The sequence below is a fragment of the Caulobacter sp. FV2ps19 genome, assembly GCF_058681035.1.
Window position 1 is genome coordinate 1,633,248 of record NZ_CM178729.1, and the last position, 23,669, is coordinate 1,656,916.

Annotated in this window: 19 protein-coding genes; 13 read left to right on the top strand and 6 right to left on the bottom strand. The window is 68.3% G+C overall.

Annotated elements, in window-relative coordinates; translation table 11 throughout:
• The first annotated feature begins 46 nt into the window (after positions 1-46).
• The 4 genes from ACW18B_RS07885 (at position 47) to ACW18B_RS07900 (ending at position 9,147) form a co-directional block, all read left to right on the top strand.
• Positions 47-3,853, top strand: coding sequence for a baseplate multidomain protein megatron (locus ACW18B_RS07885; protein WP_492050974.1), 3,807 nt, complete (start codon positions 47-49; stop codon positions 3,851-3,853).
• Between the two features lie 95 nt (positions 3,854-3,948).
• Positions 3,949-4,890 carry a DnaJ C-terminal domain-containing protein gene (locus ACW18B_RS07890; protein ID WP_492050976.1) on the top strand — a complete coding sequence of 314 codons (942 nt, stop codon included), beginning with the start codon at positions 3,949-3,951 and terminating at the stop codon, positions 4,888-4,890.
• Between the two features lie 282 nt (positions 4,891-5,172).
• Positions 5,173-8,415, top strand: coding sequence for an autotransporter outer membrane beta-barrel domain-containing protein (locus ACW18B_RS07895; RefSeq protein WP_492050977.1), 3,243 nt, complete (start codon positions 5,173-5,175; stop codon positions 8,413-8,415).
• 3 nt (positions 8,416-8,418) lie between these two features.
• Entirely contained in the window at positions 8,419-9,147 is a 729-nt protein-coding gene (locus tag ACW18B_RS07900) for a response regulator (RefSeq protein WP_492050979.1), read from the top strand.
• 124 nt (positions 9,148-9,271) lie between these two features.
• Here the strand turns inward: ACW18B_RS07900 and ACW18B_RS07905 are convergent, their stop codons facing one another.
• The 5 genes from ACW18B_RS07905 to ACW18B_RS07925 are packed head-to-tail and all read right to left on the bottom strand — an operon-like array spanning position 9,272 to position 13,783.
• Complete coding sequence (locus ACW18B_RS07905) at positions 9,272-10,168, bottom strand: flagellin (protein ID WP_492050981.1); 897 nt, start codon at positions 10,166-10,168, stop codon at positions 9,272-9,274.
• Complete coding sequence (gene flgK / locus ACW18B_RS07910; RefSeq protein ID WP_492050983.1) at positions 10,168-11,871, bottom strand: flagellar hook-associated protein FlgK; 1,704 nt, start codon at positions 11,869-11,871, stop codon at positions 10,168-10,170. The genes ACW18B_RS07905 and flgK overlap by 1 nt, the downstream gene beginning before the upstream one ends.
• Before the next feature lie 5 nt (positions 11,872-11,876).
• Positions 11,877-12,194 (bottom strand): hypothetical protein, encoded by a 318-nt coding sequence (locus ACW18B_RS07915; protein WP_492050984.1) that lies wholly within the window; start codon positions 12,192-12,194, stop codon positions 11,877-11,879.
• Positions 12,191-13,468: a flagellar hook protein FlgE gene (flgE, locus tag ACW18B_RS07920; protein WP_492050985.1), complete on the bottom strand. Its 1,278-nt coding sequence runs from the start codon at positions 13,466-13,468 to the stop codon at positions 12,191-12,193. The genes ACW18B_RS07915 and flgE overlap by 4 nt, the downstream gene beginning before the upstream one ends.
• A gap of 9 nt (positions 13,469-13,477) precedes the next feature.
• Complete coding sequence (locus tag ACW18B_RS07925; protein WP_492050987.1) at positions 13,478-13,783, bottom strand: flagellar hook assembly protein FlgD; 306 nt, start codon at positions 13,781-13,783, stop codon at positions 13,478-13,480.
• 237 nt (positions 13,784-14,020) lie between these two features.
• Here ACW18B_RS07925 and ACW18B_RS07930 point away from each other — a divergent pair, with 237 nt between their 5' ends.
• The 8 genes from ACW18B_RS07930 to ACW18B_RS07965 all read left to right on the top strand — a co-directional run bounded on the left by ACW18B_RS07930 (position 14,021) and on the right by ACW18B_RS07965 (position 22,000).
• Positions 14,021-14,848, top strand: coding sequence for a flagellin (locus ACW18B_RS07930; protein WP_492050988.1), 828 nt, complete (start codon positions 14,021-14,023; stop codon positions 14,846-14,848).
• Between the two features lie 104 nt (positions 14,849-14,952).
• Positions 14,953-16,659: a flagellar filament capping protein FliD gene (fliD, locus tag ACW18B_RS07935; protein WP_492050989.1), complete on the top strand. Its 1,707-nt coding sequence runs from the start codon at positions 14,953-14,955 to the stop codon at positions 16,657-16,659.
• Positions 16,643-17,017 (top strand): flagellar protein FliS, encoded by a 375-nt coding sequence (locus tag ACW18B_RS07940; protein ID WP_492050990.1) that lies wholly within the window; start codon positions 16,643-16,645, stop codon positions 17,015-17,017. Before fliD ends, ACW18B_RS07940 begins: the two co-directional genes overlap by 17 nt.
• 129 nt (positions 17,018-17,146) lie before the next feature.
• Positions 17,147-17,785, top strand: coding sequence for an RNA polymerase sigma factor (locus ACW18B_RS07945; RefSeq protein ID WP_492050991.1), 639 nt, complete (start codon positions 17,147-17,149; stop codon positions 17,783-17,785).
• The gene (locus ACW18B_RS07950) at positions 17,733-17,954 is read left to right on the top strand and encodes a hypothetical protein (protein ID WP_492050992.1); all 222 of its coding nucleotides are present in this window, start codon (positions 17,733-17,735) and stop codon (positions 17,952-17,954) included. The genes ACW18B_RS07945 and ACW18B_RS07950 overlap by 53 nt, the downstream gene beginning before the upstream one ends.
• 55 nt (positions 17,955-18,009) lie before the next feature.
• Positions 18,010-18,732 (top strand): response regulator, encoded by a 723-nt coding sequence (locus ACW18B_RS07955; RefSeq protein ID WP_492050993.1) that lies wholly within the window; start codon positions 18,010-18,012, stop codon positions 18,730-18,732.
• Positions 18,729-20,747: an ATP-binding protein gene (locus tag ACW18B_RS07960; RefSeq protein WP_492050994.1), complete on the top strand. Its 2,019-nt coding sequence runs from the start codon at positions 18,729-18,731 to the stop codon at positions 20,745-20,747. Before ACW18B_RS07955 ends, ACW18B_RS07960 begins: the two co-directional genes overlap by 4 nt.
• 173 nt (positions 20,748-20,920) lie before the next feature.
• Positions 20,921-22,000, top strand: coding sequence for a hypothetical protein (locus ACW18B_RS07965; RefSeq protein ID WP_492050995.1), 1,080 nt, complete (start codon positions 20,921-20,923; stop codon positions 21,998-22,000).
• A 33-nt stretch (positions 22,001-22,033) separates the two neighbouring features.
• Here ACW18B_RS07965 and ACW18B_RS07970 read toward each other — a convergent pair whose 3' ends face one another.
• A complete protein-coding gene (locus tag ACW18B_RS07970; protein ID WP_492050996.1) occupies positions 22,034-23,428 on the bottom strand; it encodes a DUF4832 domain-containing protein in 1,395 nt (464 codons plus the stop codon).
• A gap of 52 nt (positions 23,429-23,480) precedes the next feature.
• Here ACW18B_RS07970 and ACW18B_RS07975 point away from each other — a divergent pair, with 52 nt between their 5' ends.
• Positions 23,481-23,633 (top strand): hypothetical protein, encoded by a 153-nt coding sequence (locus ACW18B_RS07975; RefSeq protein ID WP_492050998.1) that lies wholly within the window; start codon positions 23,481-23,483, stop codon positions 23,631-23,633.
• The last annotated feature ends 36 nt before the right edge of the window (positions 23,634-23,669 follow it).

Here is a 23,669-nt window from a genome sequence, read left to right on the forward strand (position 1 = left end):
GCCGGGAAGACGGACTAAAATCAACCTTCAAACCGGAGCCCCCCACATGGCCCAGGTGATCCTGTCTTCCGTCGGCGCGGCCCTGGGCGGGCCGGTGGGCGGTTCTATCGGCGCGCTGCTGGGCGCGGCGGTCGACAGCGCGGCGCTCAACGCCCTGTCGCCGGCCCGGCAGGTCGGACCGCGTTTGCCGGAGCTTCGGCTGACCGGGGCGGCCGAGGGCGCGCCGGTCCCCTGCGTGTTCGGGCGCGGCCGGGTGGGCGGTCAGGTGATCTGGGCGGCGCGGTTTCGCGAGCGGCGGGTCGAGGGCCGGGTGGGCGGGAGCAAGGGTCAGAAGACCACCAGCTACGCCTATAGCCTGTCGTTCGCCGTGGCGGTGGCCGAGGGGCCGATCGACGGGCTGGGCCGGGTGTGGGCCGACGGCAAGGTGATGGACCTGTCGGGCGTGACGATGCGCCTGCACCGGGGAACCGAGGACCAGACGCCCGATCCGCTGATCGAGGCCATAGAGGGCGCGGCCCCGGCCTATCGCGGCCTGGCCTATGTGGTGTTCGAGGACCTGCCGCTGGACGCCTTCGGCAATCGCCCGCCGCAGCTGTCGTTCGAGGTGTTTCGCCGGCCGGGCTCGGCGACGGGACTGGAGGAGCGCCTGACGGGCGTGTGCCTGATCCCCGGGGCGGGCGAGTTCGTTTACGCCACCGACGCCGTGCTGCGCCGCGACGGCCTGACCCGGACCACGGCCGAGAACGTCAACAACACCGAGGGCCGGCCCGATCTGGCCGTGTCGCTGGACCAGCTTCAGGCCCAGCTGCCGACGGTGGATCATGTGACCCTGGTGGTGTCGTGGTTCGGGACCGACCTGCGCTGCGGGGCGTGCCAGATCCGGCCGGGCGTCGATCAGGCCTATAAGGCGACGATCCCGCAGCTGTGGCGGGCCGGCGGGGTGGGCCGCGACGACGCGCACCTGATCTCCGTCCATGATGGCGGCCCGGCCTATGGCGGCACGCCGTCGGACGCCTGCGTGCTGCAGGCCATCGCCGAGCTGAAGCGGCACGGGCTGAAGGTCAGCCTCTATCCGTTCGTGCTGATGGACGTGCCGCCGGGCTCGGTCTTGCCCGATCCCTATGGCGCGGCGGAGCAGGGCGCCTATCCGTGGCGGGGTCGGATCACCTGTCACCCCGCGCCGGACCGGCCCGGATCGCCGGACGGCGGGGCGAGCGCCGCCGCGCAGGTGGCGAGCTTCTTCGGCGCCGCCACGCCGGGGCAGGTGGGACAGGCCGAGGGGCTGCCGACCTTCACGGGGAACGGCTGGGGCTTTCGGCGCATGGTGCTGCACTATGCGCGGCTGGCTCAAATGGCCGGCGGCGTCGATGGCTTCCTGATCGGCTCGGAGCTGCGCGGCCTGACCACGGTGCGCGGGGCGGGCGGGACCTATCCGGCGGTGGCTGCGCTGAAGGCCCTGGCCGCTGACGTTCGGTCGATGGTCGGGGCGGGGACCCAGATCGGTTACGCCGCCGACTGGAGCGAATATTTCGGCCATCAGCCGGCCGACGGCTCGGGCCATGCGGTGTTTCACCTGGATCCGCTGTGGGCCGATCCGGCGATCGATTTCGTCGGGGTCGACTTCTATCCGCCGGTCACCGACTGGCGCGACGGCCAGGACCATCTGGACGCGGCGGCGGGGTTCGGCGGGCCGCATGACCCGGCCTATCTGCGCGCCGGCCTGACCGGCGGCGAGGGCTTTGACTGGTTCTACGCCGGCGACGCCGACCGCGCGGCGCAGCGGCGCACCCCGATCACCGACGGCGCCCATGGCGAGGCCTGGATGTTCCGGCCCAAGGACCTGAAGAGCTGGTGGTCCAACCTCCATCATGATCGGCCCGGCGGGGTGCGTTCGGCGAGCCCGACCGCCTGGGTCCCGCGCTCCAAGCCGATCCGCCTGACCGAGTTTGGCTGTCCGGCCGTCGACAAGGGCGCCAACAGCCCCAACCTGTTCATCGATCCCAAAAGCGCCGAGAGCCGGCTGCCGCCCTATTCCAGCGGCGCGCGCGATGAATACGGCCAGAGGCTGGCTCTGGAGGCGGTGCTGGACTGGATCGCCGACCCGGCCGCCAATCCGGCCTCGCCGGTCTATGGCGGACCTATGATCGCGGCGGCCAGCGCCTGGTGCTGGGACGCCCGGCCGTTTCCCGACTTCCCCGCGCGAACCGAGGTCTGGAGCGACGGGCCCAACTGGGCGCTGGGCCACTGGCTGAACGGCCGCACCGGCGTCGCGCCCCTGGCTCAGCTGGTCCAGGCCCTGGCGGCGCGGGCGGGCGTGACCCTGGATCCGGGCGAGGCCGGCGGGGCGGTGGTGGGCTATGTGGTCGACCGGCCGATGCGACTGCGCGACGCCCTGTCGCCCCTGACCACAGCCTTTGGTCTGGACGCGGTCGAGCGCGGCGATCAGGTGCGGCTGGCGGCCCAGACCGGCCTGGCGACGGCCGTGCTGGACGAGGCCGACCTGGCCTGGCCCGAGGATCGTCCCGCCGCCGTTTCAGCGACGCGCACCCTGGCCGCGCCCGCCCAGGCCCTGCGGCTGCGCTTCATCGACGCCGCCCGCGACTACCAGACCGGGGCCCTGATCGTCCGCCGCGAGACGGGGGAGGGCAGCGCCGACGCCGATGCGCCGATCGTGCTGGCGGCGGCCGAGGCCGAGGCGGTGGCGCGGCGCATGCTGGCCGGGGCGGCGGCGGCGCGGCGCGAGACGACCGTCCACCTGTCGCCCCTGGCCGCCCTGCGGCTGGAGGCCGGCGACCGGGTCGAGTTCCAGGGCGAGACCTGGCGGGTGCTGCGGGTGGATCTGGACGAGCGGCCGCGCGTCACCCTGGCGCCGACGCCCGAAGGGGCCAGCGTCGACGGCGGCCTCGACTGGAGCCCCGCCCCGCCGCGCGAGCCGGTGGGACCGCCGGCGCTGCTGCTGCTGGACCTGCCCGCGTCCAGCGACGACGCCCGGCCGTGGGCAGCGGTGGCCGCTGAGCCGTGGCGGCCGTTCGAGGTTCATGCCGGCGGCGATCTCGACAGCCTGAAGGTCCGCGCCCGCATCGCCGCGCCCGCCACGGTGGGCCAGACCTTGAGCGACCTGCCGCCGGCCTCGCCCCATCGGCTGGACCCGGCGGGGCGGCTGACCGTACGGCTGGAGGGCGTCGCGGCGTCCAGCCGGTCGCTGGCGGCGGTGCTGGCCGGCGACAACGCCCTGGCGGTGCAGGGGGCTTCGGGCGACTGGGAGATGATCGGTTTCACCACGGCGCAGGCCGTGGCCGAGGATGTCTGGACGCTGTCGGGCCTGCTGCGCGGTCAGGGCGACGGCGTGGCCGGCGAGGCGGTGATCCCGGCCGGGGCGTCGGTCGTGCTGCTGGACGAGGCCGTGGCCCGGCTGGAGGTCGCGGCCTTCGAGCGCGGCGCGCCGCTGATCGTCCGCGCCGCCCCGGCCGGGGGGCCGCCCGCCGGGGCGGCGATGAGCGAGGCCGCCCTGACCTGGCGCGGCCGGGCCCTGACGCCCCTGGCCCCGGCCCATCTGCGGGCGCAGACCGTCGGCGGTGACCGCCAGCTGAGCTGGATCCGCCGCGACCGGCTGGGCGGCGATGTCTGGGAGGGTGAGATCCCGCTCAGCGAGGCGAACGAAACCTGGCGGCTGCGCGTTCTCAATGGCGTAGCGGTGGTGCGGGAGGTGATCCTGACCGCGCCGGCCTTCGTCCACACCGCCGCGATGCGCGCCGCCGACCTGGCGGCGGGGACCGCCGGAAGCCTGAGCGTCGCGGTGGCGCAAGGCTCGGCGGCGGTGGGCTGGGGCGCGTCAACGACTCTGTTGCTGTGATAATAATGCAACATTTGACTTGTGCGTCGCCACGAATGGCCTAAGTGAGGTCGGGCTATCCGATCTTTCTGCTTTTTAAGTCTCGAGGACCTTCCTTGGCGCGCGACCCCTATCTGGAACTTGGCGTTTCCCGCACCGCGACGACGGACGAGATCCGCAAGGCCTTCCGCAAACTGGCCAAGCAGTTTCACCCCGACACCAATCCTGACAACAAGGCCGCCGAGGACCGCTTCAAGCAGGTCAGCGCCGCCTTCGACATCCTGGGCGACGCGGCCAAGAAGAAGAAGTTCGACGCCGGCGAGATCGACGCCGACGGCCGCGAGGTGCAGCGCGGCTTCACCGGCGGCGGGGCCGGCAATCCGTTCGGCGGCGGCGGTTTCAGCCGCAGCAGCGGCGGCGGCTTTTCGCGCGGCGGCGAAGGTCCAGAGATCGACCTGGGCGACCTGTTCGGCGACATCCTGGGGCGCAATGCGCGGGGCGGCGGCGGCTTTGGCGGCGGGCAGGGCGGTTTCACGCCGCGCGGCTCTGATGTGCGGGCCCGCCTGGACATCGACCTGGAAGAGGCCATTCGCGGCGGCAAGAAGCGCGTGGCGTTCTCGGACGGCCGCACCATCGATGTCACCATTCCGGCCGGCGCCCAGGAAGGCCAGACCCTGCGTCTGAAGGGCCAGGGCAGTCCCGGCCGCGGCGGTCCCGGCGACGCCCTGATCGAGCTGGCCATCAAGCCGCACCCGATCTATCGCCGTGAGGGCGACACCCTGGTCATGGACCTGCCGGTGTCGATCCCCGACGCGGTGCTGGGCGGCAAGGTCGAGGCCCCTACCCCCGACGGTACGGTGATGCTGGCCGTGCCCAAGGGCTCCAACAGCGGCGCCACGCTTCGCTTGAAGGGAAGGGGCCTGGTCGACGCCCGCGGCAAGCGCGGCGACCTGCTGGCGCGGCTGATGCTGACCCTGCCGGATGCGATCGATTCGGACCTGGAAAAGTTCGCCGAAGCCTGGCGCGCCCAGAAGCCCTATACGCCCAAGCGCAAGTGACGCGGCCGCTCTCATAGGGAGCGAAAGGCTATGCCCGCCAGGCTCGGGTCAAGACCTTGGGGCAAGGCCTAAAAAGCGACATCGGCAGCGCATGACGGGCCCTATCGGCGTGGCCGCCCGATAGGGTGGTGCAAAGACGCGGCCGTCGAACAGCGGGTTTCGCCGCAAACCTGCAACAATGTTCCAGGTCCGACGGGCAAGCTTATCAACGGCGATACGTGCGGGTCATGCCACAGCCATCCCCAGGATCTAGCGAAGGCGGGCACGCCACACAGGTCCTTCATGTCCCGCTACCTCTTCACCACGGTCGCCCTCGCGCCTCTGCTGTTTCTGGCCGGCGGCGCGCGCGCCGAAACCGAGGTCACCAGCAGTTCGCGGACCACGCCGATCGCCACCTCCACGGCAAACGCCGGGGCGGCCGACGACGTGAAGATCACCTCGGACGGGGTGATCAAGCCCACCGTCTCGGGCGCGGTCGCCACGGTCGACAGCGACAACACCCTGACCAACAACGGCGCGCTCTCGACCAATAACGTGTCTGATTCCGTCGGCGTGCTGGTGCTGGGCGGCCATACCGGCACGGTCCTCAACAGCGCCACCATCAGCCTGCTCGAGGACTATGACTATAGCGACGATGACGACGACGGCGACTATGACGGCCTGTTCGCCAAGGGGACCGGGCGCTACGGCGTCCGGCTGACCGGCGACAGCCCGTTCGTCGGAACCATCACCAACGATTCCTCGGGTTCGATCACCCTCGAGGGCAATGACTCGGCGGGCATCAGCCTCGAGTCGGCCCTGACGGGCTCGCTGCTCAATGAAGGCTCGATCAGCGTTACCGGCGATCGCGGCTATGGGGTGCGCAACACCGGGACCATCAGCGGCGACCTGACCAGCACCGGCTCGATCAGCGTGCTGGGCGCAGGCAGCGTCGGGGTGGCGGTCGACGGCGACGTCGCGGGGGTCCTCAAGCTTCAGGGCTCGGTCTATTCCACCGGCTATCGGATCACCAGCCGCTACAGTGACCCGGACGACGAGGCCCTTCTGGACGCCGACGACCTGTTGCAGGGCGGCGGCGGCGTGCGGGTGACGGCCAATGTGGCCGGCGGTGTGCTGCTGGATGCGCCGCCCACCGACACCAATGATGACACGAGCGACGACGAGGACGGCGACGACGTCACCGACAGCAGCGAAGGCACGGCCTCGATCGTCGCCTATGGCTCGGCCCCGGCCCTTCTGATCGGCTCGGACAGCCGCGCTGTGACGGTGGGCGCGGTGGGAACCGGGGATGACGCCTACGGCCTGATCATCAAGGGCTCGGTGACCGCCGCCGGCATCCATGACGGGATCACCGCCACCGGCGTGCAGCTGGGCGGCGACACCGGTCAGACCACCCTGATCACCGGCGGCGTGCGGCTGGACGGCTCGATCACGGCCAGCGCCTACGAGGCCGACGCGGTCGGCTTGAAGCTGAATGCCGGGGCCGTGGCCCAGACCTTGTGGAACACCGGCTCGCTCAGCGCCTCGATCACCGGCGACACCGCCGTGACCGCCACGGCCCTGAGCATCGCCTCCGGCGCCACGATGACCAGCCTCATCAACGCCGGGGCCATCGGCGCCACGGTGGCCGGCGAGGGCGGCTCGGCCTATGCGATCAACGACGCGTCCGGGACCCTCAGCTCGATCACCAACACCGGTACGATCGCCGCCTATGTCTATGCCACCGACGACGAATACGACACCGACGACACCGACACCAAAGCCACCAACGAGACCGTCACCGGCCAGGCGATCGCCATTGATGTCAGCCGCAACACCACCGGCGTGACCATCGTCCAGTCAGGGGTCAATGACGGCGACGACGGCGATGATGACGTCGCCGACACCGATACCGACGGCGACGGCGTGGACGATGCTGACGAGCCCCTGATCCGCGGCTCGGTGCTGTTCGGCTCGGGCGCCGACAGCCTGTCTCTGTTGAACGGCGGCCTGATCGGCGACATCGCCTTTGGCGACGGCGCGGACAAGTTCACCCTGGACGGCGGCGCCTACGCCATCGGGGCGTTGACCGACAGCGACGGCCTGCTGGACATCAGCATCGGCGACGGCAAGCTGTATATTTCCAACGATGAGACGATCAAGGCGACCAGCCTGACCCTCGGCGCCGACAGCACCCTGGTCTTCACCGCCGATCCCGCCGCCGGAACCCAGACCAAACTGGTGGTCGACACCGCCAACATCACTTCAGGCGCGTCTCTGGGCCTGAGCCTGCAGAGCCTGCTGACGTCCCCGACCACCTATACGGTGATCCAGGCCGGCAGCCTGACGGCCGGCGACATCGACCAGGACCTGCTGGGCAACGTCGCCTATCTTTACGTCGCCAAGGGCTATGCCGAGGGCGACAATGTGCTGATCGACGTGCGTCGCCGCACGGCGGCCGAGGCCTCAATGTCGCGCAGCGAGACCAGCGCCTATGACGCGGTGTTTGCGGCCCTCTCGAACGACACCAGCATCGCCGGCGCCTTCCTCAATCAAAACACGCGCGACGGCTTCTTCAATCTGTACGACCAGATGCTGCCCAGCCAGGGCGAGGGCCTGTTCTCGGCCTGGCAGACCGTGCAGCAGCAGATCTCGGCCGCGACGGCCATTCGGCCGGACGGCGCCGAGCGCTATGGCCCAGACAGCGTCTGGGTGCAGGAGATCAACACCCTGGTCCGGCGCGAGGATGGCGACACCCAGGGCTCCGACACCCAGGCGATGGGCGCCGTGGTCGGCTATGAGGTCATGGGCGACGCCGGCGGCGCACTGGGCGTCACCCTGGCACTGGTCAGCCTGGAAGAGCACGACACCGTCGCCAAGGTCGGCGAAAAGACGACGGCCTCCGTCGTCCAGGGGGGCGTCTATTGGCGGCGTTCGACCGGCGGCTGGCGCTTCAACCTCGGTGGCGGTCTGGGCTACAGCCGCTTCAACGGTGATCGCAGCTTCATCAGCGAGGATGTCGACGCCGACGGCACGGCCGATGTGCTGCTCACCAACACCGCCGCCTGGAACGGCGCGATCGCCAGCGCCTTCGCCGGCGTCGCCTATGAGGCCAAGCTGGGCCGGGTCTATCTGCGCCCCGAGGGCCGGCTGGACTATGTGTGGCTGTGGGAAGACGAGCGCCACGAGCACGGCGGCGGCGAGGGCTTCGACCTGACCGTGGCGGCCCGCAAGGCCAGCAATCTGAGCGGTGACCTGGGCCTGGTGCTGGGGACCCAGTACGGAACCGATGTCTGGGTGCGGCCCGAGGTGCGGGTCGGCTACCGCCAGACCCTGGCCGGCAAGATGGGCGATACGGTCGCCAGCTTCTCCGGCGGCTCGCTGTTCACCCTGGCCTCGAGCGCCGACAAGCAGGGCGCGGTTACGCTGGATCTTGCCCTCCGCAGCGGCTCGGCCATGTCCTATCTGGCCCTCGAGGGCGGGGTGGAGGCCTCGCGCAAACAGACCAAATACACGGCCCGTCTGGTCGGGCGAGCGATGTTCTAGACCTTGGAAAAGCGCATCCTCATCCTCGACGGCGACGCTACCGCGCGTCAGGCTATCGGAGCCCTCCTGACCGGCTACGGCCTGCAGACCATCGGCGCGGGCACCGCCCACGAGATGGACCAGATCCTGCGCGAGACGCCGGTCAATCTGGTCATGCTGGATCTGGTTCTGCCCGACGCCTCGGGCCTTTCGGTCTGCACCCGGCTGCTGAACCTGCCCTCGCCGCCGGCCATCATGGTGGTCAGCGAGTCGGGCGACGAATGCGACGTTGTGGTGGGCCTGGAGATCGGGGCCGATGACTATGTGGTCAAGCCGTACCGGCCGCGCGAACTGCTGGCCCGGGTTAAGGCCGTGCTGCGCCGCAGTGAGGATACGCGGGGCGACGAGCCGGCGTCGAACGGGGCGTTCGTCTATCGCTTCGAGGGCTGGCGCTTCAATCCCACGACCCAGGAACTGTACGACCCCTATGGTCGCCCGGTGGCGCTGTCGACGGCCGAGTTCCTGGTGCTCTGGGCCCTGGTGGACCGGCCCAATGCGGTGTTGACGCGCGATGAACTGCGCCAGGGTCCGCCCGACGCCCATTTCCGCTCAGCGCCGCAGCAGGTCAACGTGGCGGTCAGCCGCCTGCGCAGCAAGCTCGACGAAGCGGCCGGCGGCGGTCAGATGATCCGCACCGTGCGTCATGTCGGCTATATCTTCTCGTCGCGCGTCGACCGCGTTCTGGCCGACTGATCGACGCGCCGGAACCCAGGGCCCAGACCCAAGTCGAACTCAAGCCTCTCAAACCCCTACCCGTTTCCCCGGCATTCGCCGGGAAGACGGAAGGAGGGGGCTCATCGCGCCTTGGCGCCGAGCTCTACAGATATTTCGTCAGACTCATCGATGAGAGCGTGCTGATCATCGAGAACAACGCCTCCAGCTGGGTCTGGTACTGGGTGGTCAGCACCGCCGCCTGGGTCAGGTCGGCGTCCTTCAGGTCCGAGACCAGGCCGTCGAGGGCGTCGATCGTGGCGGTGTTGCGCTCCGTTACCGCCTCCAGGGACGAGGCCTGGATGGCGACCTTCTCCTGCAGGGTCCCGATCCCGGTCAGGGCGGTTCCCGCCAGGGCGTAGGCCGAGGCGATCGCGGTGGCGTCGGTTGGATCGGCGGCGACGGTGGCGATGGCCCGCGCCAGGGCTTCAAAGGGCTCGGCGTCGGCTGAAATCGACAGGTTCATCGTCTTGCCATCGGAACCTGAATAGGTTCGGCTGGTCGAGGCCCCCTGATAATAGCTGGTGTCCGCGCCGGCCGAAGGATCGTAGTCGGCGTCGGTGAAGTCGACCGGCGAAACGCCGACCGACTGGCCCGAAAACAGATAGGTGTCGCCCTGCTTGCTGTTGAGCAGGGCCCCCAGGTCGCTTAGCCAGTCGGCGGCGTACTGGGTGATGGTGGCCTCATCCTGGGTGGAGCTGCTCATCATCGAGGCCAGCTGGGTCTTGATGGTGGTGGCCAGGTCGGCGATCGAACCCACCGCCGAATAGGCCGCCTGGACATAGGCCGCCGCCGTGCTGGCGGCGTTGTTGTCGGCCGTCAGGCGGGCGCTCTGGTTGGTCAGGGTCAGCACGCTGGCCGTACTGCCCGCCATGCCGCCATAGGTCTGGGATTTGACGCCCGAGGCCGTCTGGGTCTGCTGGTCGGCCAGCTTGGCCTGGACCTTGAGGCTGGCGGCCAGCATGGCGCTGCTGTGGCCGAAGCTGGAAATGCGGGTGCTCATCAGCTGACCATGCTGATCAGGGTGTCGAACAGCTCCTTGGCCATGGTGATCATCTGGGCGTTGGCCTGGTACTGGGTCTGGTAGTCGGTCAGCAAGGCCAGCTCCTCATCGATATTGACGGCGGTGAGGTTCTGCAGCCGCGAGGTCGCCGCGTCGTAGGCGGCGCTGGAGGTCTCGCTCTGGCTGGCGGCGCTGGAGACCATCGTCGCCGCACCGGCCACGAAGCTGGTCGCATAGGCTGACAGGTTGCTGATCTTGGCGGACTGGGAGCCGGTGGCGGCGAAGGTCGTGCTGGTGGTCAACAGCTTCGACAGGGCGTCGGCGACCGTGCTGTCGGCCACCGCCAGGCTGCCCGTCGCCGACAGGGTCGCGGTCGCCAAGCCTGACATGTTGCTGGACAGACTATCGTCCACGCCGATGTCGGTGGCGTTGCTGCCCGAGAACAGGTCGTTGAACCCGAAATAGTCCGAGACGCCGCTGCCGGCGGCGCCCACCGATGCGCCGATATCGGCCAGGGCGACGCCGTTGGCGCTGTTGGTGGAGGTGATCGACAGTTTGCCGTCGGCGTCGATGCTGGCCGACACGCCGCTGACGCCGTTCAGCGCCGTGATCAGGTCGCTGACGGTCGACATCCCCGAAAGGTCCAGCGTCTGGGTCGAGACCACCCCGCCGTTGGCGTCGACCACGGCCACTTGCAGGCTGCCCGTGGCCGAGAAGGCGTCGGTGGCGCTGACGGTGTCGGCGCTGGTGAGGGTGACCGGGGCCGGAACGGGCGAGCCGCTGTTGGTCACCGCATTGACCTGGGTGATCAGGGTTGTGGCCAGGGCGTCCAGCTTGTCCTGTTCGGCGGGCAAGGTGGTGTCGCGCAGGGTGATCAGGGCGCCCAGCTCACCGTCGCTGAGGCTGGCGGTGACATCCTTGCCGTTCAGGGTGATCCCCGCGATCGAGCCCGGATAGGTCGCGCTGGCGCCCAGCTGTCCGGAGGCGGTGTAGCTCAGCGTCGCCGCGGTGGTGCCCAGCAGGGCGTCGCCGCCGGTGGTGTAGATGCGCAGCTGGTTGTCGGAGGTCAGATAGCTGCTGACGCCGATCAGGCCCGACAAGGTGGTCAGCTCAGCGTCGCGCTGGTCTTGCAGTGATGTGATGTCGCCGCCCTGGGCGGTGACGGTGGCGATCTGGCTGTTCAGCGAGGCCAGGGCCTGGAGCGACTGGTTGACGCTGTCGACCGTGGCGTCGATCTGGTCGTTGGCCTGGGTGCGCAGGCTCTGGATATCGCTCGACAGGGTCTTGACGCTTTGGGCCAGGGCCGAGGCGTCGGAGACCAGCTGGGCCTTGGTGGTGTCACTGGGGTTGGACGCCAGCCCCGACAGGGCGGTCGAGAACGCCGAGAGCAGGCTGGAGATGTCGTCGCCGCTGGTGGTCGAGCCCAGGGCGGCGTCGTACGACTGCATATAGGTGTCGATCGTGGAGTCGCGGCCGGCGGCCGCCGCCGTCTTCAGGACGGTCTTGCTCAGATACGTGTCGCTGGCCCGCTGCACCGTCTCATTCGACACCGTCGAAGTCGCGGACGTCGGCGATGAGCTGACCGTCTTGCGCGTGTAGGTCAGGTCGTCGGCGTTGGCGACATTGGTGTTGGCGACGGCGATCCGGACCTGGGACGCCGTCAGCGCCGAGCCCGCCGCATTGATGATCGAGCTCAGCGACATGGCGATCAGCCCTTGCCGCCGCCGCGCGGGCGATAGCCGGCGTGGGCCGACAGGCCGCGATTGACGGCGGTGATCCGGGCGCGGGCCTCGCTCATTTCGCCGTCCAGTCGCGAGAGCCGCGACGACAGCGCCGCCTGGACGTCGTGCAGGCTGGACAGCAGCAGCAGGCGGTCCTGATCCGTGGCCGCCGCCAGGCCGTCGGCCACGCTCTGGGCCAGGGCGCGAGCCTCCTCGACCGTGGAGACCAGCGGAGCCTCGTGGCCCAAGCGGCGAGAGCGTTCGGCGCGCAGGCGCAGGGTTTCGATGACGCCCATCTCGCTCACCGCATCGCCTGGATCAGGGTGTCGAACATGTCGCTGGTGGTGCTGATCACCTGCGAGGCGGCCGAATAGGCCTGCTGGGCGATGATCATCTTGTTGAACTCGGTGGCGGTGTCGGTGGTCGAGCCTTCCAGGGCCTGGGCCACCAGCGTGCCGGAGCTGCCGTCGCCGGGCAGGTTGACATGCACCTGGCCGGCATTGGTGTTCTCATCATAGACCGTGCCCGAAACATGGGTCAGGCCGCCGGGATTGCTGAAGGTGGCGACGGGGATCTGGTAGATCGCCAGGCTGACCCCGTTGTCGAAATTGGCGGTGACCAGGCCGTTGGCGTCGATTTCGATCCCGGACAGCTCGCCATAGTTGGCGCCGTCCTGTTCGAAGGTCGGGGTGATCGACAGGATCGAGGAGGTCGAGGCGAACTGGGTCAGGCCGTCCGTGCCGCCGGCCGCGCCGAGATCCAGGGTGATCGAACTGGTCGCCGCCCCGGTTGTGAAGCCGGATAGGCTGAGCACCACCGGCGAGGGGTTGGTCGAGGCCAGGCTGCCGTCGGTGTTGAAGGTGACGGTGACCGTCGTGGGCGAAATGGCGCCCGAGGTCGTCGTGGTGTCCGAGGTCAGGGTCGGGTCGGACAGGGTCAGAGACCAGGTGTTGTCGGCGGTCTTGGTCCAGGTCTGGCCCACCGTGTGGCTGACGCCCAGTGAGTCGATGATCTCCATGCTGGTGGAGAATTCCTGGTCGATCGTCGCATCCGCCGGCAGATTGGCTTCCATGGTGACATTGGCCGTCGCCTTGGCCGTGCCGCCGATCGAGTTGAAGTTGATGGTCTCCAGGGCCGACAGGTCGCTGGCGTTGGAGGCCAGGACATTGCCGTCGGCGTCGGTCGCCAGACCCTTCAGATAGTAGCCTTCGCTATTGACCAGATAGCCGTCGGCGTCGGTCGTGAAGCTGCCGTTGCGGCTGTAGGACAGGTCGGTGGCCGCGGCGTCGGGATCGGAGGAGACCACGAAGAAGCCGGCCCCGTCGATGGCGACATTGGTCGAGACCGAGGTGGTCGAGATCACCCCGCCTACCGACAGCGCCTGATTGGTCAGGGCCAGGACCGAGCTGGTCGAGGTGGCCGACCCGGAGGCGCCGCTGACCAGGGACTGGAAGCTGACCTCCTTGGTCTTGTAGGCGGTGGTGGCCGAATTGGCGATGTTCTCGGAGATGGCCGACAGGGCCAGGCTCTGGGCGGTCAGGCCCGACACCGCGGTGGAGAGGGCGGAGGAAAGGCTCATGGCGCGGCTCTATTCCGAGGCCGAGGCGAGCAGCTGGACCTGGGTCAGCAGCGACGACAGGCTGTCTGACATCGTCGTCAGGCTCGACGACATATCCGTCAGTTTGTCGTTCATGCTGATCTGCTGCTCGAGGCCCGAATAGGTCGCCAACTGGTTGGTGAACTCGGTCGGGTCCTCCGGATCCAGCGGGTTCTGGTTCTCCAGCTGGGTCATCAGCAGGTTCAGGAAGTCGGTCGTGCCCAGGGCCAGAGACGAGCTGGTCGACGAGGTCGTCGTGGTCGTGGCGGCGGCCGTGGCGGACGTGATGGCGGTCATTGGAAACCCTCCGGTGACGCCAGGCGGCGCCGATCAAAGGGTTCAACGGGGGCGGGGCGGCGGATGGGGCGGTGTTTTTTTCGCGGCCGCCGCCGGGCCGAGAGGCTGAAAAGAAAAACCGCCCCATCTGCCGCACAGGGCCCGTTCAAAGTTCGAAGCCAGGCCGCGCAGAACGGCGGGTGGTTTCCCGCTCCGGGCGTTCCGGCTGCGGCCTCAAGCAGAGAACCGGATTAGAAAATGCCTGTTATCTCAACCAACACAGCGGCCAATACCGCCCTGCGCTACCTCAACAACAACTCCACCGCGCAGAGCGAGTCCCTTGCCAAGCTGTCGAGCGGCTCGCGGATTGTGAGCGCCAAGGACGATGCGTCCGGCCTAGCCATCGCAACGTCCATGAACGCTGACATCACCGTGCTCAACCAAGCCGCCACCAATGTCACCAGCGGTACGTCCGTGCTGAATACGGCCGACGGCGCCCTGTCCAACATCGCCGACATCCTGCAACGGATGAAGTCGCTGACGGCTCAGGCGCAGTCGGGCAGCTCCAGCGACGATGACCTCAGCTATATCAATGCTGAGTATTCCCAGCTGATGGAGGAAATCGACGACATCGCGTCGACGACCAACTTCAACGGGAACGAGCTGCTGGGAACCAGTGACTACACGTCGACCGACGGCGTCGCCTTCCTGGTCGGCACGAGCAGCAATGATACGATCAGTATCAAGCTCTCGGCCACTGACACGGCGAGCCTTGGCATCGACGCTACCGAGATCACCAGCGCTGAAACGGCCGCCACTGCCATGGACGCGATCGATACGGCGATCACGGCGGTGTCGAAGTCGCGGGCCGAGGTCGGCGCCACCCTGTCGCGCTTCGAGTATCGGGGCGACGTGATCTCCACGTCTCTCGAGAACCTGCAGTCGGCAAAGTCGGCGATCTCCGACGTGGATATCGCTGCGGAACAGACCAACTTCACCAACGCACAGACTCTGACCAGCGCAGCGATCGCCGCCCTCGGGCAAGCGAACTCGATGAGCCAGTCGCTTCTGAAGTTGCTGCAGTAGTCGATCCTGCGGCGAACGCTGGCGTTTCGGCGCCGGCGTTCACGGATCTGGCGGGGGGGCTCTGGTCCTCCCGCCGCCTTTTCCGGTGATCCTTCGAGGCAGTCATGACCAGCACCAGCTCCACCAGCTCCGTCTCCACCTCTGGCTCGTCCAGCTATGTGACGGGCACGATCTCGGGCCTCGACACCGATGCGCTGATCGAAGCGGCGGTGGCGCAGAAGACCCAGCGCGCCGACACCATCGACGCCAAGGTCACCGCCAACAAAACCACGGTGACGGCCTATGAGAGCCTGCAGTCCCTGCTGGAGGCCGTGTCGGACTCGATGTCCACCCTGGCCTCCACGACCTTCAGCGCGCTGTCGACCGCCACCAACGCCTTCGACGAGAAGCAGGCCTATCTGACCGCTTCGGACGGCAGCGACGCCACAGACATTATTGCGGTCAGCGCCGACAGCGACGCGGTCGCCGCCTCCTACGAGATTTCAGTCACGCAGTTGGCCAAGGCCATGAAGGTCGCTTCGTCCAGCCAGAGCGCCACCGCCGGGCTGGCGCTGGACGGCGTGATGTCGCTGGGCGTCAGCGGCGGAACGGCGGTCGAAATCACCGTCACCGCCGATATGACGCTGAGCGATCTGGCCGCCGCCATCAACGCCACGACTACCGACAGCGGCGTCTCGGCCACGGTGGTCACCAGCAGCGGGACGGCCCAGCTGGTGATGTCGACGACCGACGCCAACCAGCAGATCACCCTGTCGACCGTATCGGGCGACGACATTGGTCTGGGCATTGGGCTGACCGACGCCAGCGGCGATTTCGCCACGGTGTTGCAGAGCGCCCAGCCGTCGATCGTCGTCATTGACGGTCTGACGATCACCAGCGACAGCAATGAACTGACGGACGTCGTGCCGGGGCTGTCGATCTCGTTGCTGCAGGCCACGACCGCCGACCAGAGCGTCACCCTCGACATCGAGGCCAACTACGACGACATCAAGACGTCGATCACCGATTTCATCAGCGCCTATAACGAACTGCGGTCCTTCGTGATCACCAACCAGACGGTGGGATCGGACGGCAGCGTGTCAGAAGACGCCGTGCTGTTCGCCGACAGCATTCTGCGCGACGTGGTGCGTCAGCTGAATTCCGTGCTGTCGGGCTCGTCCAGCTCAGCCGGCGGCGACGTGACCAGCCTCTCCGACCTGGGCATCACCTTCACCGACGACAACCAGCTGACGCTGTCGGACGAAACCACCCTCGACAACCTGCTGCTGACCAATCTGTCCAGCATCGCCAGCTTCTTCGAGAGCAACTACCAGACCGACAACGCCAATCTGAAGCTGATGAAGAACGACACGGCCGTGTCGTTCGACTTCACTCTGGATGTGACGGCGACGGACGGCGTGATCAGCGGCGTCTCCGTGAACGGCGACGACAGCCTGTTCACGGTCACGGGCAGTTTGATCACCGGCGTCAAGGGCTCGATCTATGAGGGGCTGTCCTTCGCCCTGGCCTCGGCGACCAGCGGCTCGATCGCCGTGACGATCGACCAGGGCTTCGCCAACAAGATCACCAGCGTTCTGGGCGCCTTCACCGACGCTTCGACGGGCAAGATCCAGATCCAGATCGACAGCCTGGAAGAGATCGACTCCAGCCTGACCACCAAGGCTGACGAAATCCGCACCGCCGCCGAGCAATATCGGACCCGCCTGGTCGCCAAATACGCGGCCATGGAGACCGAGCTGTACGCGGCCCAAACCCTTCAAGAACAGATCAAATCCATCCTAGGAGCCAGCAGCGATGACAGCAGCAACTAACAGCCAGGCGTTCGGGGCCTACGCCGCCGCCGGCCGCCTGAACCTGAGCGGGCGCGAGGTGCTCTCGGCGGTGCATGACGAGCTCTATCGGGCGATCGCCTCGGCAAAATCGGCCCATGAGGCCGGAGTGCTGGATCAAATGTGCCGCGACGCCGCGCGCGCGACCCGGATCCTGACGGTGCTGTCGACGCATCTGGATTTTCAGGCCGCCGGACCAGACGGCGCAATGCTGCGGCGGTTCTACCTTTTCTTGCTGGAGGCGCTGACTGATGCCTCTCGTCGCAGCAACGCGTCACCTTCGTATCAAAAGTCGCTTGAATTGTTACATCCGTTCTGCAAATCACTAAGAGTGAAATGATGAGTATTGGAAAGATTGCGGATAAATAACTGCGTATTTTTTATCTGCATCAATTCGTAATGTGGCACGTCGTTTGCCTTAGTCTGTTTCAGGGATACTTTGAATTGGACTGAGACAATGCCAGGTTCGATGACCGCTGATGTTGCTGACACGCGTTCCGACGAAGCTCTGTTCATGGCGTGCGCGGCCGATGAGCCGGGGGCCTTTCGCCTGCTGGTCGATCGCCACCTGCGGATGGTGCGCCGTCTGGCGCTGAACGTGCTGGGCGACCTGCATGAGGCCGAGGACGTCGCCCAGGATGTCTTCGTCTCGGTTTGGAAGGCGCGGATCGACTGGCGGCCCGAAGCCCGGTTCTCGACCTGGCTGCACCGGATCGCCATCAACAAGGCCATCGACCGGCGGCGGTCGCTGCGGTCCTCGCCGGAACCGCAGGACGTCATGACCCGTCTCGCCGACGCCGATGCCCGCGCGCCGGCGCCGGAAGACGCACAGGGTCGCCTGGAGCGGCTGGAAAGCGCCCAGGGCCTGCGGCTGGCCCTGGATCGCCTTCCGGCCAGCCAGGCCCAGGCCCTGAAGCTGTTCTATTTCGAGGAGTCCGAGGTTAGTAGAATTGCTGACCTCATGGACTGTTCGGAACAGGCGGTGCGGTCGCTCCTCAAACGGGGGCGGCAGGCGCTGAAAACAATTCTCCAGAGACAGAAGAAGATCTGTAGCCATGGACATCGCCCAACTGAAAGCCAATCTCAGCGCCCTGGGGGCGGATCTTGAGCGCTGGCCCCCGGCCGAGGCCGAGGCGGCCATCGCCCTGCTTGCAGGCTCACAGCAGGCTCAGGATCTGTTCGCCGACGCGACCGCCGAGGACCTCCTGCTGTTTGGGGATGGGGCGCCGGAGGTTGAAAGCTTGGCCGATGCGACAATTCGCCGGCTCGAATCCTGAAACACAGCGCCGCCGCCATGGTTCGGCCCTGACCTCTGTGTCATAAATCGCCACCATGATCGCGCCCGACATTGCCGACACCGCCACCGTTTTGCTGGTCGAGGACGACGAGGTCCTGCGCCAGGAGATGGGCGCCTATCTGACCGCCCAGGGCTATGTCGTGCGCGAGGCCGCCAATGTCGTCGCAGCGCGCGAGGTTCTGGACAGTCGAACGGTCGATGTGCTGGTGCTGGACGTCAATCTGCCCGGCGAAAGCGGCCTGTCCCTGTGCCGCCAGATCGCCGGAACCGACGGGCCGGCCATCCTCCTGCTCAGCGCCCTGGGCGATCCGGTGGACCGCATCGTCGGGCTGGAGCTGGGGGCCGACGACTATGTCGTCAAGCCGATCCCGCCCCGCGAACTGCTGGCCCGGGTCAAGGCGCTGCTTCGTCGTCGCACCCAGGGCGTCAAGAGCGGCAAGCCCGCCGCGCAGGTGTTTGCCGGCTTCCGGCTGGACGTCGCCGCCCGGCAGTTGACCGCGCCCAACGGCGTCCTGCTGTTGCTGACGCCCGGTGAGTTCATCATCCTCTTGACCCTGGTCGAGCACGCCCGCTCGGTGGTGTCGCGCGATGCGCTGATGGGTATCGTCGCCGGCGAGGCGGTTGAAACCTTCGGTCGGCGGGTGGACCTGCATATCAGCCGGCTGCGTCGCAAGATCGAGTCACAGTCCGATCAGGAGCTGATCCGGACCTATCGCGGCATGGGCTACATGCTCGACGCCAAGGTCACGGTGGAATGAGCGCCCTGGCTCGCATCACGCGCCGGTGGCCCAGCCCGCCGATCGCCTTTCACATCCTGGCCCTGCTGCTGGTTGGCCTGGTCGCCGCCCAGACCGCCACCCTGGTCCTTACCGTCCTGCTGCCGCCGCCGCCCGCCGCGCAGCACAGCCTGGCCGACATCGCGGCCGGATTGCGCGGCTCCCCCCCCGACCATAATGCTGAAAGCGATCGCCCGTTGGTCCGCACGCTCGAGGCCGAGCCGCCCAGCCTGCAAAGCCCCGGCTGGGTGGCGTCGGACCAGGCCCGCAGCGACCTGGCTGGGCTGCTCAAGGTCGATCCGCGCAACGTCCGCGTGCTGTTCTATGCGCCGCCGCCCTTCGCCGGCACAGAGGAGCGGCGGGGCGCCCACCGGGCGTCGGTCCTGTCAGGCCTGGTGACCTCGACAGCCAATGCCCAACCGGCTGCTCCGGGACCGGGAGGGCCGCCGCCCGGCCCGTTCGGCGGACGGATCGGGGCAGGTGGACCGGGTGTCAGGCCGCCCGGAGTCGGGGCGGCGCCGCCTCGCGGCTTGCCCTTTCCGCCCGGCGGGCTGCCGGGGGCGTCTGCCAATATGCGTCCTGACCGCGACATGGTCCGGCCCCGCTTTCCTGTCCGCCCCGCCTCTGGCGGGGCGTCTGGCTTTGTAAGGCCCGCGGTCGGGGACCTGGGACCTGGCCGATCGGTTCTAAGGTCGGCCCGCACCTATACCGATCCCCTGTTCAGCGCCCCGTTCCGTGTCGTGACCCCGGCGCCGACGCAGGACGATCCCGCCGAACCCCTGGTTCTGGATCCGGTCGCCGACGCGGCGGCGCGGGCGCCCGCGGTCATCACGCCCCCTGTGTCCGTCACCCGCCCGACGCCGCCTCCCGCCTTGGCGGCGGTCGAAGCGCCGGCCCCCGCACCGGGGCCGACCGCGCGGGCGGTTCCCGTCGAGCCAGATAGCGCCGTCGCCGGCCGCACCCTGGCCCCGCCCGTGGCGCGCAACCTCTTTGGCCTGGCGCCCGCCCCCTATATCGAAGGCGATTTCGTCGCCGCCCTGAAGGTCGGCGAAGGGCGCTGGGCGACCCTGCGGCCCAAGCCCGAGGGCTTTCCCAACAGCTGGCAGCGCCGGGTGTTGATGTGGTTCGCCCTGTCCCTGGCCGTGGTCGCGCCGCTGGGCTGGATCTTCGCCCGCCGCCTGGCCGCGCCGCTGGCGGGTTTCGCCTCGGCCGCCGAGCGTCTGGGCCGCGACCCGTCCTCGCCGGTGATGGTCAGCGAAGGTCCGGCCGAGGTCGGGCGCGCCGCCCGGGCCTTCAACGCCATGCAGGCCCGTTTGACCCGCTACATCTCTGATCGCACGGCGATGATCGGGGCCATCTCGCACGACCTTCGCACGCCGCTGGCCCGCATGCGGTTCCGCCTGGAACGAGCCTCGCCCGCCCTGCGCCGCGAGATCAGCCAGGATATCGACCAGATGGAGGCGATGATCAGTTCGGTCCTGGCCTTCATGCGCGACGACGCCGAGGCCGGCATTCGGCGACGGGTGGATCTGCGCTCGCTGCTGGAATGCGTGATCGACGAGGCCGAAGTCACCGGCGCGGCGGTCGAACTGGAGCCTGGCGAGGCCGCCGAGGTCGAGGTTTCGGTGCTGGGCCTGCAGAGGGTGTTCGCCAACCTGGTCGACAACGCCGTGAAGTATGGCGATCGGGCCCGGGTGCGGCTGTATGTCGAGGGCGACGAGGCGGTCACCGAGATTGTCGACCAGGGTCCTGGCCTGCCGCCCGAGGAGCTGGAGCGGGTGTTCACCCCGTTCTATCGCAGCGTCGAGGCCCGCACCTCCAGCAAGCAGGGCGTCGGCCTGGGCCTGTCCACGGCGCGCTCGATCGTCCGCGCCCACGGCGGCGATATCCGGCTGGACCTGCCGGGCGGCGGCCTGCGGGTTCAGGTGCGGTTGCCGGTGGCCCGAAGCGAACGGATGGGCCCCCCGTCGCCCCCGCTGATGCAGGCCGCCGAATAGGCCGCTGACGGGGCGTCCGCAGGCCGTCTGAAGCGTCTCGCTTTTGTATCGGCCACGTCGCGCCGCCGTCGCGCCAGTTGTCGGGGCCGCATAACGTCGAAATCCGCGCGCCACGTCCTCTGATCACGCTGTCCGTCCCGATGGCGGACGGAGATCAGAGCGTGAGGGATTGCGTGTTCATCCATAGCGGATGGCGATGTTCCAGCACCTATGTCTGGAGCCGGTTTCGGGCCCTGCCGACCACCCGGGCCTATTACGAGCCCTGGCACGAGGCCCTGGCCGACCTGACGCCCGACGCCATAGCCAGCCATACGCCCCAGGCCAGCGGCCTGCGCCATCCTGGCGGCGCCCAGCCCTATCTGGCCGAGTTCGCGGACCTGCTGGCCCCCGGCGGCGGCGTGGACGGCTATCAGTCGCGCTTCGCCCTGGACGACTATTTCCTCGATCCCCAAGTCGATGATCCCGACCAGGCGGCCTATGTGCAGCGGCTGGTCGGAGCGGCCCAGGCCCGGGGGCGCGTCCCGGTGCTGGCCTGTTGCCGCACCCTGGGCAAGGTCGGGTGGCTGCGGGCCCAGGCCGGCGGCTTTCACATCGTGCTGATCCGCGATCCGGTGCAGCAGTGGCTGTCGTTCTATTCGCTGCGCAAGCGGCCCAGGCCCACCTATTTCGAGCAGTGCCAGTACCTGATCCTGTCCGAGGCGCCGGGCGGCGCCCCGGCGGCGGCCCTGCTGGGCGCGCCCCGGGTGTCCGGCGCGCTGAAGGCGCGGGTTGCGGCGCTGCGGCGACGCCTCAAGCGCGCGCCGGCCGATGTGTCGTTCGCGGCCTTCATCGCGGTCTATGTGCTGTCCTATCTGAAGGCCCTGGCCCAGGCCGATCTGGTGATCGACGTCGACCGGCTGGGCGCCGACCAGGCCTATGGGCGTGAGATCAGCGCCACGATCGCCGCCGCCACCGGCCTGGCGCCCGACTTCTCCGACTGTGTGGCCCCTGAACCCCACCCCGACGCCTGCGGCGTCGCCTATCGCCACCAGGCGCGCCGGATGATCCGGGCCCTGGATGCGGCCGGCGAGATCACGGCGGATGGACCCTTCCACATCCTGTTCTCGAAGCTGTCCAGCGCCCTGGCGCACCTCGACCCCGAGCCGCCTCGCAGGGCCTGGAGGTTTTGGCGTCCCTCAGGTCTCGATCATCCAGACGCCCTGTCGGCTAGACGCGCCGGGCTCCGCGTCGGGCCGGCAAAGATCGGCGCCTAGCCCCAACGGCCTTTCCCGACCGCCGACGGGTGGCTATAGGACGACGACGGTGGTCCCGACCGCAAAGGCGCCCAGCTGGCTGTCCCATCTCTGACCTTTGGCGCCGTCGTCCGCATTGGCCGGGCGAATGGCGAAGCGGGGATCAGCCTTGAGGCGCAGACCGGCGTCCGGCAGGGCCAGCCAGACCTCCTGGGCGCCCAGCACGTCATCGGGCAGGGCTACGGTGAGCGTTCCGCGGGCCTCCGCCCCCGGCAGCCAGCGGCGAGGATCGGCGCCGCGCGCCGCCAGCCGGCGGACGACGCCGGACTTGCGGTCGCGCAGCAGGATCTCCACCGGCCGTGGATTGTAAAGCCGCGCCCAGCCCGAATTCCGGACCACGAAGGACACCGAAAGCTCACCGCCGCGCGCGAGGGTGGCCGGATGGCTGACGCTGACCAGGGCGAAGCGATAGCCCATGCGGCGGCGCACCTCGTCCATGCACCCCTGCTTGCGCCAGGCGTCATGGAACAGTCGACGGTAATAGTCGTCGTTCAGATAGGTCAGGTTATAGCGCGCCCCTTCGCCCAGAATGTCGGCGCAGGCCGTGCGGGGCAGGGGATCGGGATCATCAGCCGGGTTGCAGGTCTCCCCGCCGAAGGGCGCCAGGTCGCCCTGGTCGTCGCTGTAGCGCCGCTGGCGCTCGCGCAGGTCGGCATCGTCGTCATAGGTGCCGACATCGGTGTCGCTGGCCAGGAAGCAGTCATTGTGAAACCCGATGCGGAAGCCGCCATCCAGCGCCGCGCCCAGCTCGGGCAGCCTTGGCGTCCAGTCCTGCATATAGGGCGGATAGCGAAACTGGATGAAGCGCGTGACCGGCGTCGCCTCAAGCAGGGCGTCCTTGATCCGGGTGCGGCTGGCCGGCGTCGTGAGGTCGTTTGATGAGGTATGCCACTCGCCCCAGGCGCCGATAAAGCCGGCCTGCACGAAGCCGATCACGTCTTCATTGCGGTGGAGCAGCGGTTTGAGCTGGGTCAGGTGCGCCGGCACCTGCGGCAGGGCGGCGTCCTGCGCATCGCGGTACTGGGTCTCGCCCCTTGGATAGTTGTAGGTCGCGCGGACGATCAGCTTCACGCCGCCCTGGCGCGCGGTGTCGAACGCGGCGTCGAGCCTGTCGAGAAACGCCGGGGGCAGGTCGGTAGCGCGGTAGGGCTCGAGGTTGATCCGCGCATAGATCAGGCGGTGGCCCTCGGCGTAGGTCTGGGCCACGAAGGCGGCGCTCAGGGCGTCGAGGTCGGTCTCGGCGGCCCGATAGAAGCCGCGTTCCGGATTGGCGAAGTCCGCATCGGTGAGGCGGAAATCGGCGCTGGCGGCGCCCGACGCAGCGGGCTGGGCCTGGACCGGAAGGGATGCTGCGGCCAGCAAGGCGACGGACAGAAGAGCCGATCGCACGCCTCTGAGCCGTTCATTCATCGGCGCCCATGAAGCCATGATATTGCGCCCTGTGTTCAATCTGGCCTGTGTTCAATCCGGGTTGGCGACGATCCGCCGCCGGTTCCGCCTGAAGGGCGGGACCGGCGGCGGCGGCGTTCCAAAGCATCGTGCGGAAAAGTGGACGCCGGTTTCCCGCAAAAACGATGCGAAAACAAAAACCTAGAGCAAGGCGCGTGAGTCCGATTTCACGCGTCTTGCT